General features: G+C 44.1%; 11 protein-coding genes. 6 read left to right on the forward strand and 5 right to left on the reverse strand.

Annotated features, from left to right (window positions below):
* Window positions 1–8 precede the first annotated feature (8 nt).
* Together BLS59_RS06385 and BLS59_RS06390 are read left to right on the forward strand one after the other, a co-directional pair.
* Entirely contained in the window at window positions 9–2,054 is a 2,046-nt protein-coding gene (locus BLS59_RS06385; RefSeq protein ID WP_091146369.1) for a hypothetical protein, read from the forward strand.
* Window positions 2,055–2,312: 258 nt separating this feature from the next.
* The gene (locus tag BLS59_RS06390; protein ID WP_205411197.1) at window positions 2,313–2,597 is read left to right on the forward strand and encodes an alpha/beta hydrolase fold domain-containing protein; all 285 of its coding nucleotides are present in this window, start codon (window positions 2,313–2,315) and stop codon (window positions 2,595–2,597) included.
* Between the two features lie 20 nt (window positions 2,598–2,617).
* Here the strand turns inward: BLS59_RS06390 and BLS59_RS06395 are convergent, their stop codons facing one another.
* The 5 genes from BLS59_RS06395 to BLS59_RS06415 form a co-directional block, all read right to left on the reverse strand.
* Window positions 2,618–3,103 carry a helix-hairpin-helix domain-containing protein gene (locus BLS59_RS06395; RefSeq protein WP_091146378.1) on the reverse strand — a complete coding sequence of 162 codons (486 nt, stop codon included), beginning with the start codon at window positions 3,101–3,103 and terminating at the stop codon, window positions 2,618–2,620.
* Between the two features lie 100 nt (window positions 3,104–3,203).
* The gene (locus BLS59_RS06400; RefSeq protein WP_091146381.1) at window positions 3,204–4,541 is read right to left on the reverse strand and encodes a TldD/PmbA family protein; all 1,338 of its coding nucleotides are present in this window, start codon (window positions 4,539–4,541) and stop codon (window positions 3,204–3,206) included.
* Window positions 4,542–4,545: 4 nt separating this feature from the next.
* Window positions 4,546–6,180, reverse strand: a complete 1,635-nt coding sequence (locus tag BLS59_RS06405; RefSeq protein WP_205411198.1) for a TldD/PmbA family protein — start codon at window positions 6,178–6,180, stop codon at window positions 4,546–4,548.
* Between the two features lie 120 nt (window positions 6,181–6,300).
* On the reverse strand, window positions 6,301–6,921 hold the full coding sequence (locus BLS59_RS06410; protein ID WP_091146384.1) for an RDD family protein: 621 nt from the start codon (window positions 6,919–6,921) through the stop codon (window positions 6,301–6,303).
* A gap of 63 nt (window positions 6,922–6,984) precedes the next feature.
* Entirely contained in the window at window positions 6,985–7,611 is a 627-nt protein-coding gene (locus tag BLS59_RS06415; protein WP_091146387.1) for a DUF4159 domain-containing protein, read from the reverse strand.
* A gap of 196 nt (window positions 7,612–7,807) precedes the next feature.
* Here BLS59_RS06415 and BLS59_RS06420 point away from each other — a divergent pair, with 196 nt between their 5' ends.
* The 4 genes from BLS59_RS06420 to BLS59_RS06435 all read left to right on the forward strand — a co-directional run bounded on the left by BLS59_RS06420 (window position 7,808) and on the right by BLS59_RS06435 (window position 13,524).
* A complete protein-coding gene (locus tag BLS59_RS06420; RefSeq protein ID WP_091146391.1) occupies window positions 7,808–8,806 on the forward strand; it encodes an AAA family ATPase in 999 nt (332 codons plus the stop codon).
* 142 nt (window positions 8,807–8,948) lie between these two features.
* Window positions 8,949–9,824 carry a DUF58 domain-containing protein gene (locus BLS59_RS06425; RefSeq protein ID WP_240315160.1) on the forward strand — a complete coding sequence of 292 codons (876 nt, stop codon included), beginning with the start codon at window positions 8,949–8,951 and terminating at the stop codon, window positions 9,822–9,824.
* A 48-nt stretch (window positions 9,825–9,872) separates the two neighbouring features.
* Window positions 9,873–11,399 carry a BatA domain-containing protein gene (locus BLS59_RS06430; RefSeq protein WP_091146394.1) on the forward strand — a complete coding sequence of 509 codons (1,527 nt, stop codon included), beginning with the start codon at window positions 9,873–9,875 and terminating at the stop codon, window positions 11,397–11,399.
* Window positions 11,392–13,524 carry a DUF4175 family protein gene (locus BLS59_RS06435; RefSeq protein WP_091146398.1) on the forward strand — a complete coding sequence of 711 codons (2,133 nt, stop codon included), beginning with the start codon at window positions 11,392–11,394 and terminating at the stop codon, window positions 13,522–13,524. The genes BLS59_RS06430 and BLS59_RS06435 overlap by 8 nt, the downstream gene beginning before the upstream one ends.
* The last annotated feature ends 3 nt before the right edge of the window (window positions 13,525–13,527 follow it).

Genomic DNA, 13,527 nt, shown 5'->3' on the forward strand with positions numbered 1-13,527 from the left:
CAGACTTTATGCGTACCAAGATTTATAAACTGGCATGCCTTGTATTGGTATGCCTATCTGGTTTTGCAGTTAAGGCACAGCAAACCAATTTACCCGTGCAAAATAACCGCTGGGCCATACAACCAGATGGCAGTATTTTATGGACGATAGATAGTCGCTTGCCCCATAACGATCATATAGAGATGTCGGGCGAAAAAGTATCTCTTTGGGTGCAGTATGGCATTGACGCCGAGGGGCGGTCGGGGATTACCAAAACGGTAATATTCCCAACATTTCGTACACTGCCCGATGATACATATAGTCATATCTCGTACGTTTTTCATGATGATGAACTGCCCCGGTTTTATGTAGATAACCGTTTACTGAAAATAGATGGTAAACCCAATGACCAGTCTTTTGCCGTAAAAAGTATTAGTCATAAAGGTATTATGCGGGTTAATGCAGTGGTTGGTAATCAGCCTTCGGTAAAAATAGAGCGGTCATTATTTCCCTCGGTTGATAAGCCTATGGCACTTGAAAAATTTGTGTTTACCAATACCTCAAACAAAGCGGTTAATATTTCAATGGAATACCTGAAACGCGAGGTACGTACAGATAGCGCCAAAAGCAAATCGGCCCGGCACTCGGTTATAATGGCTACTGCAGGCGATGGCACTAAGCTACTGCAGCCCGGTGCAAGCGCAAGTTTTGCGGTTTATTACCTGGCTACCGATCATCCAAATAATAAGATAATCGTTGATGCAAATGCCGAAGAAATGGCGCGGGAGCAGCGCGTTAACCAAATTTCAAAACCTTTAACCCTCATAACGCCCGATAGTATTTTAAACACCGCGTTTGATTTTGCAAAACTACGCGCCACAGAAAGTATTTTTAAAACAAAGGCCGGTTATTTGCACAGCCCGGGCGGTTTAGATTATTACGCCGCCATTTGGGCAAATGACCAGGCCGAGTATGTAAGTCCGTTTTTTGCATTTTCGGGCGATAGTATTGCCCGGCTTTCGGCCATAAATTGTTACCACCTGTTCGCAAGCTACATGAATCCGGAGTATAAGCCTATCCCCAGTTCTATAGTTGCCGAGGGCGATGCCATGTGGAACGGAGCCGGCGATAGAGGCGATCAGGATATGATAGCTTACGGTGCGTCCCGCTTTGCACTGGCCAATGGTAATGTCGACGTGGCCCGCACACTATGGCCGCTGATAACCTGGTGCCTGGAATTTAGCAACCGTAAATTGAATGAACAAGGTGTAGTAAACTCCGATAGCGATGAACTGGAAGGGCGTTTTCCATCTGGTAAGGCCAATTTATCAACCAATTCCCTTTATTACGATGCCTTAAACTCGGCTGTTATGCTGGGGCGGCAGCTACATCAGTCTAAAGCTGTAACCGATAAGTATCAGCAGCAGGCCATTGCTCTTAAAGGTAATATCGAAAAGTATTTTGGCGCAAAGGTTGAAGGTTTTGACACTTATAAATATTATGAAACCAACGATGTATTGCGTGCCTGGATCTGTTTGCCGCTAACTGTAAATATTTATACCCGCAGCAAAGGCACAATAGACGCACTTTTTTCGCCCAATTTATGGACAGCCGATGGTCTTGCTACACAGGCAGGTAAAGATACTTTTTGGGACAGATCAACCCTTTATGCCCTGCGAGGGGTATTACAGGCCGGTGAAACAGAAAAGGCCATGAAGTTTTTAGAATACTACTCGCGCAGGCGTTTACTTGGCGAGCATGTGCCTTATCCGGTTGAGGCTTACCCTGAAGGAAATCAAAGGCATCTATCGGCAGAGAGTGGTTTATATTGCCGCATATTTACCGAAGGCTTATTTGGCATAAGACCAACCGGGTTCAACAGCTTTAACTGCACACCACGTTTACCTAAAGATTGGAATCAAATGTCCCTTAACCAGGTACACGCGTTTGGTAATATATTTGATTTACATATCAGCCGTGCAAAACAAGGTAAGATCAGCATAACTGTTATTAACGGCAGCCGTAAAAAAACATACACCATTAATGATGGCGATACACAAAGCGTGTCGCTTTAAAGCTTATAAAATTAAATTTCCTTATAAGATCCCGGCACCACGCCGGGATTAATTATCCCATATTTCGTCAATATTTCAGTAGTTCAACGAAATATAATAGTTTTTCATTATTTTTTTTATTTAAATAGCTGATAATCAATTATTTTATAGTGTAGTATGGCGTTAGCTTACATAATTATGGCATTGGCCGTAAAATGTTTTAAAAAGTGAATCGTCTACTAATTATCAACCTATACTAAAATTTAAAAAATGGATATTATGTTTATAACTACACACCTTACAATGCTCCTTTGCATTATTGGGGTCATTTACTTAGCCCTTACTATTAATAGCGAAGAAGAAACCTCTGCTAAAAAATTCACATGGATGAAAGCATCGCCATTGAAAGCCACAGTTAACCAGCTAAAGGCTTTATCGCCCTCAATAGTATCGGCGGCAGCCAAAGATGTAATAAAAGACGAGGCAGAGGCCTTCAGGCAAAAATTAGAAAACGCCGGGATAACTACCATGCGGTACAATGGCGTGGTATTGGATTTGGTTTAGCGGATAAAGTGCCGTTTTTTCTACCGTGAAGAAGCGGCGCGCCCCGTGTAATTTAAGTGCCAGGCCTTAACTGGTCTTGTTGGCGGATAGCCGTGTTTTTCCCTGAATAATTTACGATCGGGCGTAAAATGCCACCATTGTTTGGCACTATGGGGATTGTTGACATAGTGCACAACCAACCAAAATTGGTCTTCCACACAAGGATCTGTCCATGCGCCGGTCTTTTGCTCATACTTATCCAGCAGTTCCGGTCCCGATTTGTCTTTTAGCGCGGCCAGGTTATAATAACCTAACAGCATAAGGTCATGCGCAAATTTTACCCCTATGGATGGGACGCTTTGAAACTCAAACAGGGCGTTCAGGGTTTTAGCCCTCATGGAGGCGGGGTTTAAGATTGCTATAAGCTCATCTATAGCATAACGAGGTAAATCTTTAATTAATATCTTCTTGCTTTTTAACAACAGCTTTTCGGCTGCGGTAAGTTCAAGGTTAATGGCTTTTTTCATGGTTATGGGAATGATCCATCCGTAGGGGTATTGTTTATCAAAAAACGCGTCCCGGTTTTCAGCGGAACGCGTTCTTGTTAACTATGTCTTTTGCCGATGTTTAAACCGCGTCGGATGATGAGGTAAACGTGAAATCCCGGATACGCATAGGCGGTATCAGCGCATTCTGGCCCGATTCACCGCTCACGGTGCGTTCCTGTTTGCCCAGGGCATCAAGATTGTTGAGCATAATAACCGGGCTTTCATTAAAGCGCAGGTTTTTGATCGGGAATTTTATCTGGCCGTTTTCAATATAAAAAGTACCATCGCGGGTAAGGCCTGTAAACAGTAATGTTTGCGGGTCAACCGGGCGAATGTACCATAGGCGGGTAACCAGGATGCCTTTTTCGGTGCCTTTTATAAGTTCTTCAAGCGAGGTATCTGTACCATCCATAATAATACTATCGGGGCCGGGAATGGCTTTTACACCCTTTTTTTGAGCCCAGTAGCGAGAGTAGCTAAAGTTTTTTACAACGCCTTTTTCTATCCAGCTTATTTTTTCCTGCGGACGGCCATCGCCATTCCATCTTGAAGTAGGTAGTTCGGGATTGGATGGATCGGAGTAAATGTTTACTCTTTCATCCACCATTTTTTCGCCAAGCTTTGTTTTGCCTCCGGGTTTGCTTAAAAAGCTGCGGCCTTCATCGGCGCTGCGGGCGTCAAGGCTGCCGTATAGTTGCTCAAGCAATACTATACCTGCGGCGGGTTCTAAAATTACGGTGTATTTACCCGGTTCAATAGATTTTGCACTTTTTGAACCAGATGCTTTTTGAGCCGCTATTTTTGTAAATGCCAGCGTATCCATTTTGCTTACATCATTGAAACCCTTGGTTGAATAGCCAGACCCCTGCCCATCCTCGGTACGCAGTGTTACCGAAAAGTTTACATCTGTGGAGGTATTATAAGCAAAAAGTCCGTGCGAGTTCATCATTGCCGAAAAACCTGCGCTGTTTTGTATAAAGCCCGCTGCTACAAGTTTATTGTCCTTAGCTGTTTTTAAGCTTTGCTCAACCATTGTGGTGCGTTGTGCAGGCGTAATGGCAGCGGTTTCGGGTACAAAGGTTTTTGCATGCTCGGCATAGGTTTGCGGGCCTAAAAATGATACAAATTCTTCATTTTCAGGTGCAAGCTGTGCCAGTTCTTCAGATAAGCGCACGGCTTTTTCTACCGATGCATCATCATATTCATTGGTAGTTACCACGCCCAGCTTTTTGCCAAAGGCCGATGAAATTACCATGCTGGTTTGGCTTACCGAACCACTGGTTGAAACCGTATTACGGGCATAACGAATATTGCCGGAGTTTGATCCGTTAAAGTTTATTTCGCATTCGTTGGCTTTAGAGTAGGCGAGCGCTTTTTTTAATATCGCACGGCATTCGTCTTCAGTTAGTATGGCCATAGTATTAAATTTTTCTTGCTGTGTTAATTACATTTACTCCTTTAAATAGCGCGGTTGATGAACCGTGAGATACGGCGCTGGCCTGCATTGGCTGGCCTTTTCCGTCAAAGAATGATCCGCCTAAACGGTAGTCATTTTTATCGCAAACGGCAGCACATGAGTTCCAGAACTCCTGCGTGTTTGACTGGTAGGCCACATCATTAAGCATACCTACAATTTTGCCGTTCTTTATCTCATAATAAAGTTGACCACTAAACTGGAAATTGTACCGTTGCTGATCTATAGAGAAAGAACTATCGCCAACAATGTAAATACCCTTCTCTACATTTTTTATCATCTCATCAACCCCAAGCGGTGTTTTGCCCGGTTGCAGCGAAATATTGGCCATACGCTGAAACTGTACGTCCTGCCAGCTTTGCGAGTAACAGCAACCCTGCGATTCTTTAAGACCTATGATATGTGCCTGATCGCGGATGGCCTGGTAATTAACAAGGATGCCATCTTTTATAACATCCCATTTTTTTGCTTCAACGCCTTCATCATCGTAACCCACGGCGCCAAGCGATCCCGGCTGTGTTTTATCGGCCACTATGTTTACGTTTTTACTGCCAAAGTTGAATTTGCCAGATTGCCATTTATCCAAAGTAAGGAAACTGGTACCGGCAAAGTTGGCTTCGTAACCCAGCACGCGGTCAAGCTCGGTAGGGTGACCAACCGACTCGTGGATGGTAAGCCATAAGTGCGAGGGATCTAAAACCAAGTCGTATTTACCCGCCTCAACAGATTTCGCCTTTAGCTTTTCCTCTGCCTGTGTAGCGGCTGCGCGGGCATCTTCCAGCATATCATACCTGTCGCGGTACAGCGTGGTTACACCTTTTATTTTATCGCTTTCGCGGGGTATCATATATTCGTAACCCATGCCGCGTGGTGCGCTCAGGGATTGGCGGGTTTCAAACTTGCCCGATTTGGCATCTATCTTGGTAACAGCAAATACCGGCCATATACGGTGGATATCCTGGTCAATATAGGAACCATCGGTTGAGGCAAAGTATTTTTGCTCGTTCACCAAAAACAGCACTGAGTTTACATAGTTTGCGCCGCCCTTCATGGCCGCGTCATTCACGGATAGTAACAGGTCGGTTTTTTCCTTGATCGGCACCTCGAAAGCATTTTTCTCTATAGGTGTTTTCCAGCTTACCTCGCCGTGCCCCCTTTGCGCAATCAGCTGTACCGGATCTGTTTGGATACGGGCATTTTCTTTTGCAATAGATACCGCAAGTTCGGCAGCTTTGGCAATACTATCGTTATCAAGTTTATCTGTAGCGGCAAAACCCCAGCAACCATTGGCAATAACGCGGATACCCATACCGTATGATTGGGTATCAACAATGTTTTGCACCTTGTTTTCGCGGGTTACCACAAACTGGTTAAGGTAGCGGCCTATGCGTACATCGGTATAAGTGGCGCCTTTTGCACGGGCGGCATTTAAAACCACATCAGCCATTCGCTTTTTTAAAGCAACGTCAACCGGACTAAGGTCTGTTCCGGGTAAAACCGGCGAGCCAAAAACGGGTATCCTGCTAAGCATAGATGCACCAAAGCCCATCCCGGTAAGGTAAAGGAAATCTTTTCTTTTCAAGCTGGTAAGTATTAGTTTTTAAATATAATAAAAGGGAATTTTTAATTTAACATTAATATAGAAATATATTTTAACGGTAGTTTAAAAATCACCCTAAAAGGGGTAGCGATTATAGTCCGGTTACGATTTTTTTACAACGTAGGTGCCAGCCATTTGATCATGCCAGGCCTGGTTCATAGGGTTCCAAAAAACACTCAGAAAACCCAGACCGCAAAGCATGGCAGATATTATTTTTGCCGCATTGCGCCCCAAAGCCCGGCTAAAATCAAGCCGCTCGCCTGTAGCATTAACTACCACAAGTTTGCAGACGGCTTTGCCCAGGCTTCCCTGTACTTTGGTTGCTTCAAAAGCGGCATTATAAAATATCCAAAGCACTAAAGAAAATAACTTTATTTTAATGTCAGTTTCTCTCGAATCGAAGTCAATTGAATTGATGGTAAACTTATCTATAATGGCTATCGTAGCGCCCAATGCAACAGTTACCAGAAACAGCACTACGTAATCAATAGCATAAGCCAGCAGCCGCCACCAAAAGTTGGCTACGTTACGTTCATCGGGTAGGTATATACCTAATGACATGAAATGTTCTTTGAACTCGGGCAGGTCGGCGGCGTACTGCCAGTCGTCAAAAAGCGGAGATTTTACCAGATCGTTGGCTGCCACCCGCATATCCATTAAATCGGTATGGGTATAGGGGCCTTCTTCCTGGCCTTGTTTTATAACAAAGTATTCGTTTATCATTTCAGCATTAGCTTAGGTGCTGAAAATTAAATAAAATAATAAATCAATACAAGAGGGAAGCAATCAATTATTGAGGGCGTACATGATAATGTTAACGCCAAATTTGGTGTTATCCTCGGCCAGGAAACGTTTATTTCTGAAATCGTAATCCCACTCGCAGCCGTAATCTTTACTGCTGTATAAAACGCCTATGCGGCCATTAATTTCAATGGCTTTAAGATAATCATGCACCAGGTCATCGCCCCAGCCATTAAGCTCAAAACCGGTAGTTGGCGGGCCTTTATCAAAGGCAAAAAAGGAATGGTAAAGTTTATGGTTATTAGGGATCTTCTTTAGGGCTGTTGGACCAAACAGCGAAGCCATTTGCGCTTCAAATGATTTGGCAAAAAGCCCGTCGATATCATGGTTACAGTCGTCGGCAAAAACAAAGCCGCCGTTCTCTACATATTTTTTAAAGTTGGCGCGTTCCTTGGTATCAAACTGTACCAGCTTATGTCCGCTGAGGTAGCAAAAGGGTGCCGAAAAAATCTCGTCGCTGCTCAACGGGATCACTTTTTCCTGGGTATCAATAGGGATAGTTGTATATTCAAGCAATGAATTGAGTAGGTTTGATGGCATTCGCTGATCGGTATCCCAATCGCCGGAGTGGTAGCTAAGCCTCGTAAATGTAAATTTTCCGCTGAAATCCATTTTGTTTAAACTCAAAAGTAGTAGAAAATTCTATGTGAAAGTCACCTTTATTTATGCAGTCTGTAAAGTTTTGGATACTTTGTTGGATTTTTAATAAAAACTACTGGATTTAGCTAAAAGGGTAATATATTGGGGAACAATAGTAAAAATGTTTAACCCGTTGCTGGTAATCAGTAGCATATAAATATTCAAATAATTGGAACTGACCGAAAATAGTGTAAAAGCCTTACTGGCAAAGCTGCCGCAGCTTAAAACTGAGATACAGAAGGTGATAGTAGGGCAGGATGCCATCCTTGACGAATTATTGGTGGCGTTTTTAGCCGGCGGGCATTGCCTGCTGGAGGGCGTACCCGGCCTTGCCAAAACCCTTATCGTAAAAACTATGTCGCAGGCGTTGCATTTATCTTTCAGGCGTATTCAGTTTACGCCAGATCTGATGCCTACTGATATTATAGGTACCGAGATACTGGAAGAAGACCACGTTACCGGCAAGCGTTTTTTTAAGTTTAACAAAGGCCCGTTGTTTGCCAACATTATATTGGCCGATGAAATTAACCGCACACCGCCAAAAACGCAGTCGGCATTGTTAGAAGCCATGCAGGAGTTTGAGGTAACCTACGGCGGACAAACATATCCGCTTGATAAACCTTTCTTTATCCTGGCTACGCAAAACCCTATTGAACAGGCTGGCACCTACCCATTGCCCGAGGCGCAGTTAGACCGCTTTTTACTGCTCATTAAAATAGGCTACCCAACAGAGCAGGAAGAGTTTGAAGTATTGAACCGCACCACCGGTACCAAAAAGGCCGATGTAAAGGCGGTTATAAATGCCGAAGATATACAGCAAGCCCAAGCATTGGTAAGGCAGGTAACCATTAATGACGACCTGGTAAAATACGTAAGCAGTATAATAAGGGCAACCCGGCCAGATACTACTACCGTACCTTATATTAAAGAATGGGTACGCTGGGGCGCTGGTCCGCGGGCGGGGCAGGCGCTCATATTAACTGCAAAGGCCCGCGCGCTGTTAAAAGGCAGATACGCCGTTTTAATGGAGGACATACATGCCATGGCCCCGGCTGTTTTAAGGCACCGCATACTCATGAACTTTAAGGCCGAAGCCGAAGACATAACATCAGACAAAGTAACCGCGGAACTGATAAAGACAGTTGAACGACCGAAAAATATTGGCTGAACAAGGGGATTGTCTGAACCATGATTTATGGGATTAAAAGATTACCACGATTTTATTAAATCAAAAAAAAATCCTAAAATCAAATAAATCTGCTTAATCCCGGTTCAGACAAATTCCAAACCCGAAATCCCAAATCAAACATATGCTCGATCCTAAAGTATTAATAACCATTAAAGATTTGCCATTGCTGGCCAAAACGGTTATTGATGGCTTTATGAACGGCTTTAACAAAAGTACTGTAAAAGGGCCGGGACTGGAGTTTAGCCAATACCGCAGCTACCAGCCGGGGGACGATCTGCGCTGGTTGGATTGGCGTATGTTTGCCCGCAGCGACAGGTATTACATTCGCGAGTCAGAAGTCGAAACCAGTATTTCGGTGAGATTTTTGGTAGATGCCAGCGCATCCATGAACCATGATGACGGCGGGATAAAAAAAATAGATTACGCTAAGTTTTTAGCTGCTTCGCTGGCCTACCTGGCCAATTTGCAGGGCGATTCTGTAGGACTTTACGTTTTTCAGGATGGCGGCTTGTTTTCGCTGGCTTCCAAACCCGATCCGCAGCATCTGCAGCGTTTGTTTTACCACCTGCAGCAGGTAACACCAGCGGGTACGTTTACAAAGGCGGTACATTATAAGGAACTGTTTACGGGGGCAAATCGTAAAGAACTGCTTGTTTTTGTAACCGATATGTACCAGGCCGATGGCGAGATCAGCAAATTGCTCGATTCCTTATCGGCATTAAAGCACGAGGTTATTGTATTCCATTTAATGGGGAAGAACGAACTTGATTTTGATTTTGGCCAGTATGCCACCCTTGAGGACCTGGAAACCGGTCAAACTATCGATATAAATACCGAACAGGTAACGGTTTATAAAGAGAAGTTGCAAGCACATTTAGAGGCTATCAGGTTACAGTTGTTAGGTAAGCATATCTATTATCGCATGATCAGCACATCGCAGCCGTTGGATACAGCCCTGCGCGATTTTTTAGTTCAAAGAAATAAGAGTAAATTTTAATAATATAAACAAGTACTTCCCTTTTTGGGAGGATTCAGGAGGGGATTAATGTTGTTTTTAAATTCTACATGGTTATTTGCTATTGCCGCGTTAAGCATCCCTGTAGCAATACACCTGTGGAATATAAAGCAGGGTAAAACTCTAAAAGTGGGTAGTATAGCGCTGATAAACGAAGCCGCCCAAAAAAGCAGCCGCAGCCTTAAACTGCATGATCTACTTTTGCTGCTCCTACGCTGCCTGTTATTACTTTTACTGGCGCTGCTGTTGGCTGTACCTGTATGGCAGCATAGTTTATCATCGGCAAAAACAAAGGGCTGGCTGCTTATCCCGAAGGAGAACATTAGCGAGAGTCTGCATAAGTTTAGTCCGCTTATCGATTCACTTACTAAGGCGGGTTATGAGTTGCATTATTTTAATAAAGGATTTACGAAGGACGATTTGAAAAAGCTTCGGGCAGACACCTCCCCGAAAGATAAACCGCAAGCCGATGATCCTAATTATTGGAACATGGTAAGTATGCTCGGTCAGCAATTGCCCGCAACAATACCCGTGTACCTCATTACGCCCAACGGTGCAAGCCATTTTAGCGGAAATAAACCATCGGTGGCATTAAACTTAAGGTGGAAAACCTATATCGCCAATGATTCGGTAAGTACATGGATAGAAAAGGCATGGTTTACCAATAACAACGATATTAAGGTGATACAGGGCAGCAGCAAGCCATCGGGCACCGTGTTTGCTACTTATACCATTGCATCGGGCGCAGCCGCTAATTCGCTTTTTGAGGTAGGCACTGCCAATGGCAATCCAACGGTGAAACTAAAAAATAGCGGTCAGTCACCTGTAATTATTGATACTGCCACTTTGCGCCTTGCGGTTTATACCGATAAATACAATGCCGATGCCGGGTATTTAAAAGCGGCTTTGCAGGCAATAGCCAATTTCAGCAAGCTTAGGATAACGGTAAAGCAATACACCAACGCTGCACAAATTCCCGCAGGGCAAAACTGGTTATTCTGGTTGTCCGATAAGCCGGTGGATGCTACTACGCAGAAAAAAGCTATAAATATTTTCCAGTATGGAACCGGGAAAGTTGGCAATGCAAATTCATGGATAAAAACTAATGGTTACTTTGCAGCAGGCGGGCAGCAAAATATAGCTTTATTTAAGCTGATTGCCGGGGCAGATACAGCAGCCAGTTCGGTGTGGCAGGATGGCTTTGGAAACCCGGTTTTAAGTATTACACAAGCAGCAGGGCAAACAAATAACTACCACTTTTACTCGCACCTTAACCCGGCCTGGAATAACCTTGTTTGGAGCGATGTGTTTCCGCAGTTGTTGTTTAAGCTCATCATCGGTAGAAACGTTTTGGAACAGGGCAATAAGTATGATCGTAGGGCAATGGATGAACAGCAATTGATGCCGTATCATACTGAGGGAACAACTATTAAAACCACAGAGCCGGTAAAACAGCAAACCGACTTGTCACGCTATTTTTGGCTGGCGATGATGGTGGTTTTTGTAACCGAAAGATGGCTGGCTAACAGAAATAAACAGGTACTAAAAAATGGCTGATCAGGGGGCGATAAATAAAATAAAAAGCATACGCGGCTGGTACATCACGTACCGGGTAGCTGCCGACGTGCTTTTTGCTGCCGCCATAGCCGTTGCCCTGGGAACTGCTTTATACCTGTTCGGCTGCTCTCATTTGTTAACCATACCCTTATTTGTGGTCGCGGTTGTTGTTTTGCTCGGTTATCATAAATCTTGGCAAACCAATAATGCCGCTATAGTGGGTTTCCTTAACCAGCAATATCCGCAACTGGAAGAAAGTACCACGCTGGCGCTGAAACCCCGGCATGAACTAAACCTGCTGGAAAGCTTGCAACTTACAAGGGTGGAAACGGGGTTGCAGGAAATACCCGCGCATCAACAGCGCTTTTTTAAGCCGTTACTTATAGCATTAGTGATTTTAATTGCAGTTACCAGCATTAACCTGGCATTGGACAAAGCGGGGCTATTTAATCACCGGGGATTACCGGTTTCGTTTACGCAATCATCCACACCTGATAAAGCCATTATTCCCGAAAAGGTATTGCCGCAGATCTCATCCGTTGAAATAACAATTGCCCCGCCCGCCTATACCGGCAAACCCAAACGCGGGCAGGATAAATTTACGTTGGATGTGGAAGAGGGCGCTAAAGTATCATGGAATATCAGCACCAACATTGCCGTAAAAAAAGTTACGCTTTTGTTTAATGATAAAGAGGTTTACAACTTAACGGGCAACAGTGAGCATACCGGATGGTCGGTAGATAAAAATATCAGTCAGCCCGGTTTTTACCAGGTAAATGTAGATGGTAAATTATCGGATTTGTACCAGGTGCAGGTGATAAAGGATCTGCCGCCGGTTATCCGCATTAAAACGCCTAAGCAATATACCTACATAGATGCCGGTGAGACGCAAAAGGTAAACATAGATGCCGCCATTAGTGACGATTATGGGGTAAGTAATGCCCTCATAGTTGCCACGGTAGCAAAGGGCAGCGGCGAGGCCGTAAAGTTTAAAGAGTACAAACTCGATTTCGGCAAATCATTCGGTGAGCATCTGCCGCAATATAGTCTGCAAAAATTGATCAGCCTGCCGGCGTTGAACATGGAACCGGGTGATGAACTTTATTTTTATGTGGAGGCTAAGGATACCCATCTCAATTCGGTACGGACGGATGTATACACCGTGTCGATACAAGATACAGCGCAGCTGTTGAGCATGGATGGTATGCTAACTGGCGTAAATCAGAAGCCAGAATTTTTCAGAAGTGAGCGTCAGATCATCATGGATACCGAACGACTTTTGAAGGAAAAAGACAGCATTACGGTAGAGCAATTCAAGAACCGCAGTAACGACCTCGGGATAGATCAAAAGCTGCTCAGGCTGCGTTACGGCAAGTTTTTAGGCGAAGAATCGGAATCGGATATTAACCCGGCCGAGGATAAGAACGACCCCGTTGGCGATATCAATAATTATGGCAACGCCGCCGTTATACTTGATAAATATACTGATAAACACGACAATGCGGAGGATGCAGAATTCTTCGACCCAACCCTAAAAGCACAGCTGAAAGCTACCCTTACCGAAATGTGGAAAGCCGAGCTGCAGCTACGTTTATACAAGCCACAAGACGCGTTACCGTTTGAGTATAAGGCACTTCGGTTATTGAAAGACCTGCAGCAAAAATCAAGGGTATATGTGGCTAAAACGGCCTACAAAACCAGTCCTATAAAGTTAGAAAAACGCCTCAGCGGTGATCTTTCGAAAATAACTCAACCGGTTAATAAACAAGATATTAAACCGGGAGCGGATCAATATGCCGACCTGAAAAAGGCGGCCGAGATATTGGAACAGTTAAAAACTGATAACCAAATAAATCCCGCCGATCAGCATATACTCGCGCTGGCCAATCAGCAGCTCAGCCAACGTGCTTCGGCGGAGCCGGGGATGTATCTTTCGGCATTAAAGGCCATGCGCAGGATTTTGTCGGGCGGGGGAAATGTGCAGTTGGAGGATATAAAAATGGTTGAAAAAGCAATCCAAAAAACACTGAATACGGTTAAAAAACTACCCGAAAATGTCCAAAAACCGGTAGATATGGGTTTGGCGCAGGATTATTATAAAAACCTTAAAAACACAAACAAATAAGGC

This window comes from Mucilaginibacter pineti (genome assembly GCF_900101875.1).
GTDB classification, from domain to species: domain Bacteria; phylum Bacteroidota; class Bacteroidia; order Sphingobacteriales; family Sphingobacteriaceae; genus Mucilaginibacter; species Mucilaginibacter pineti.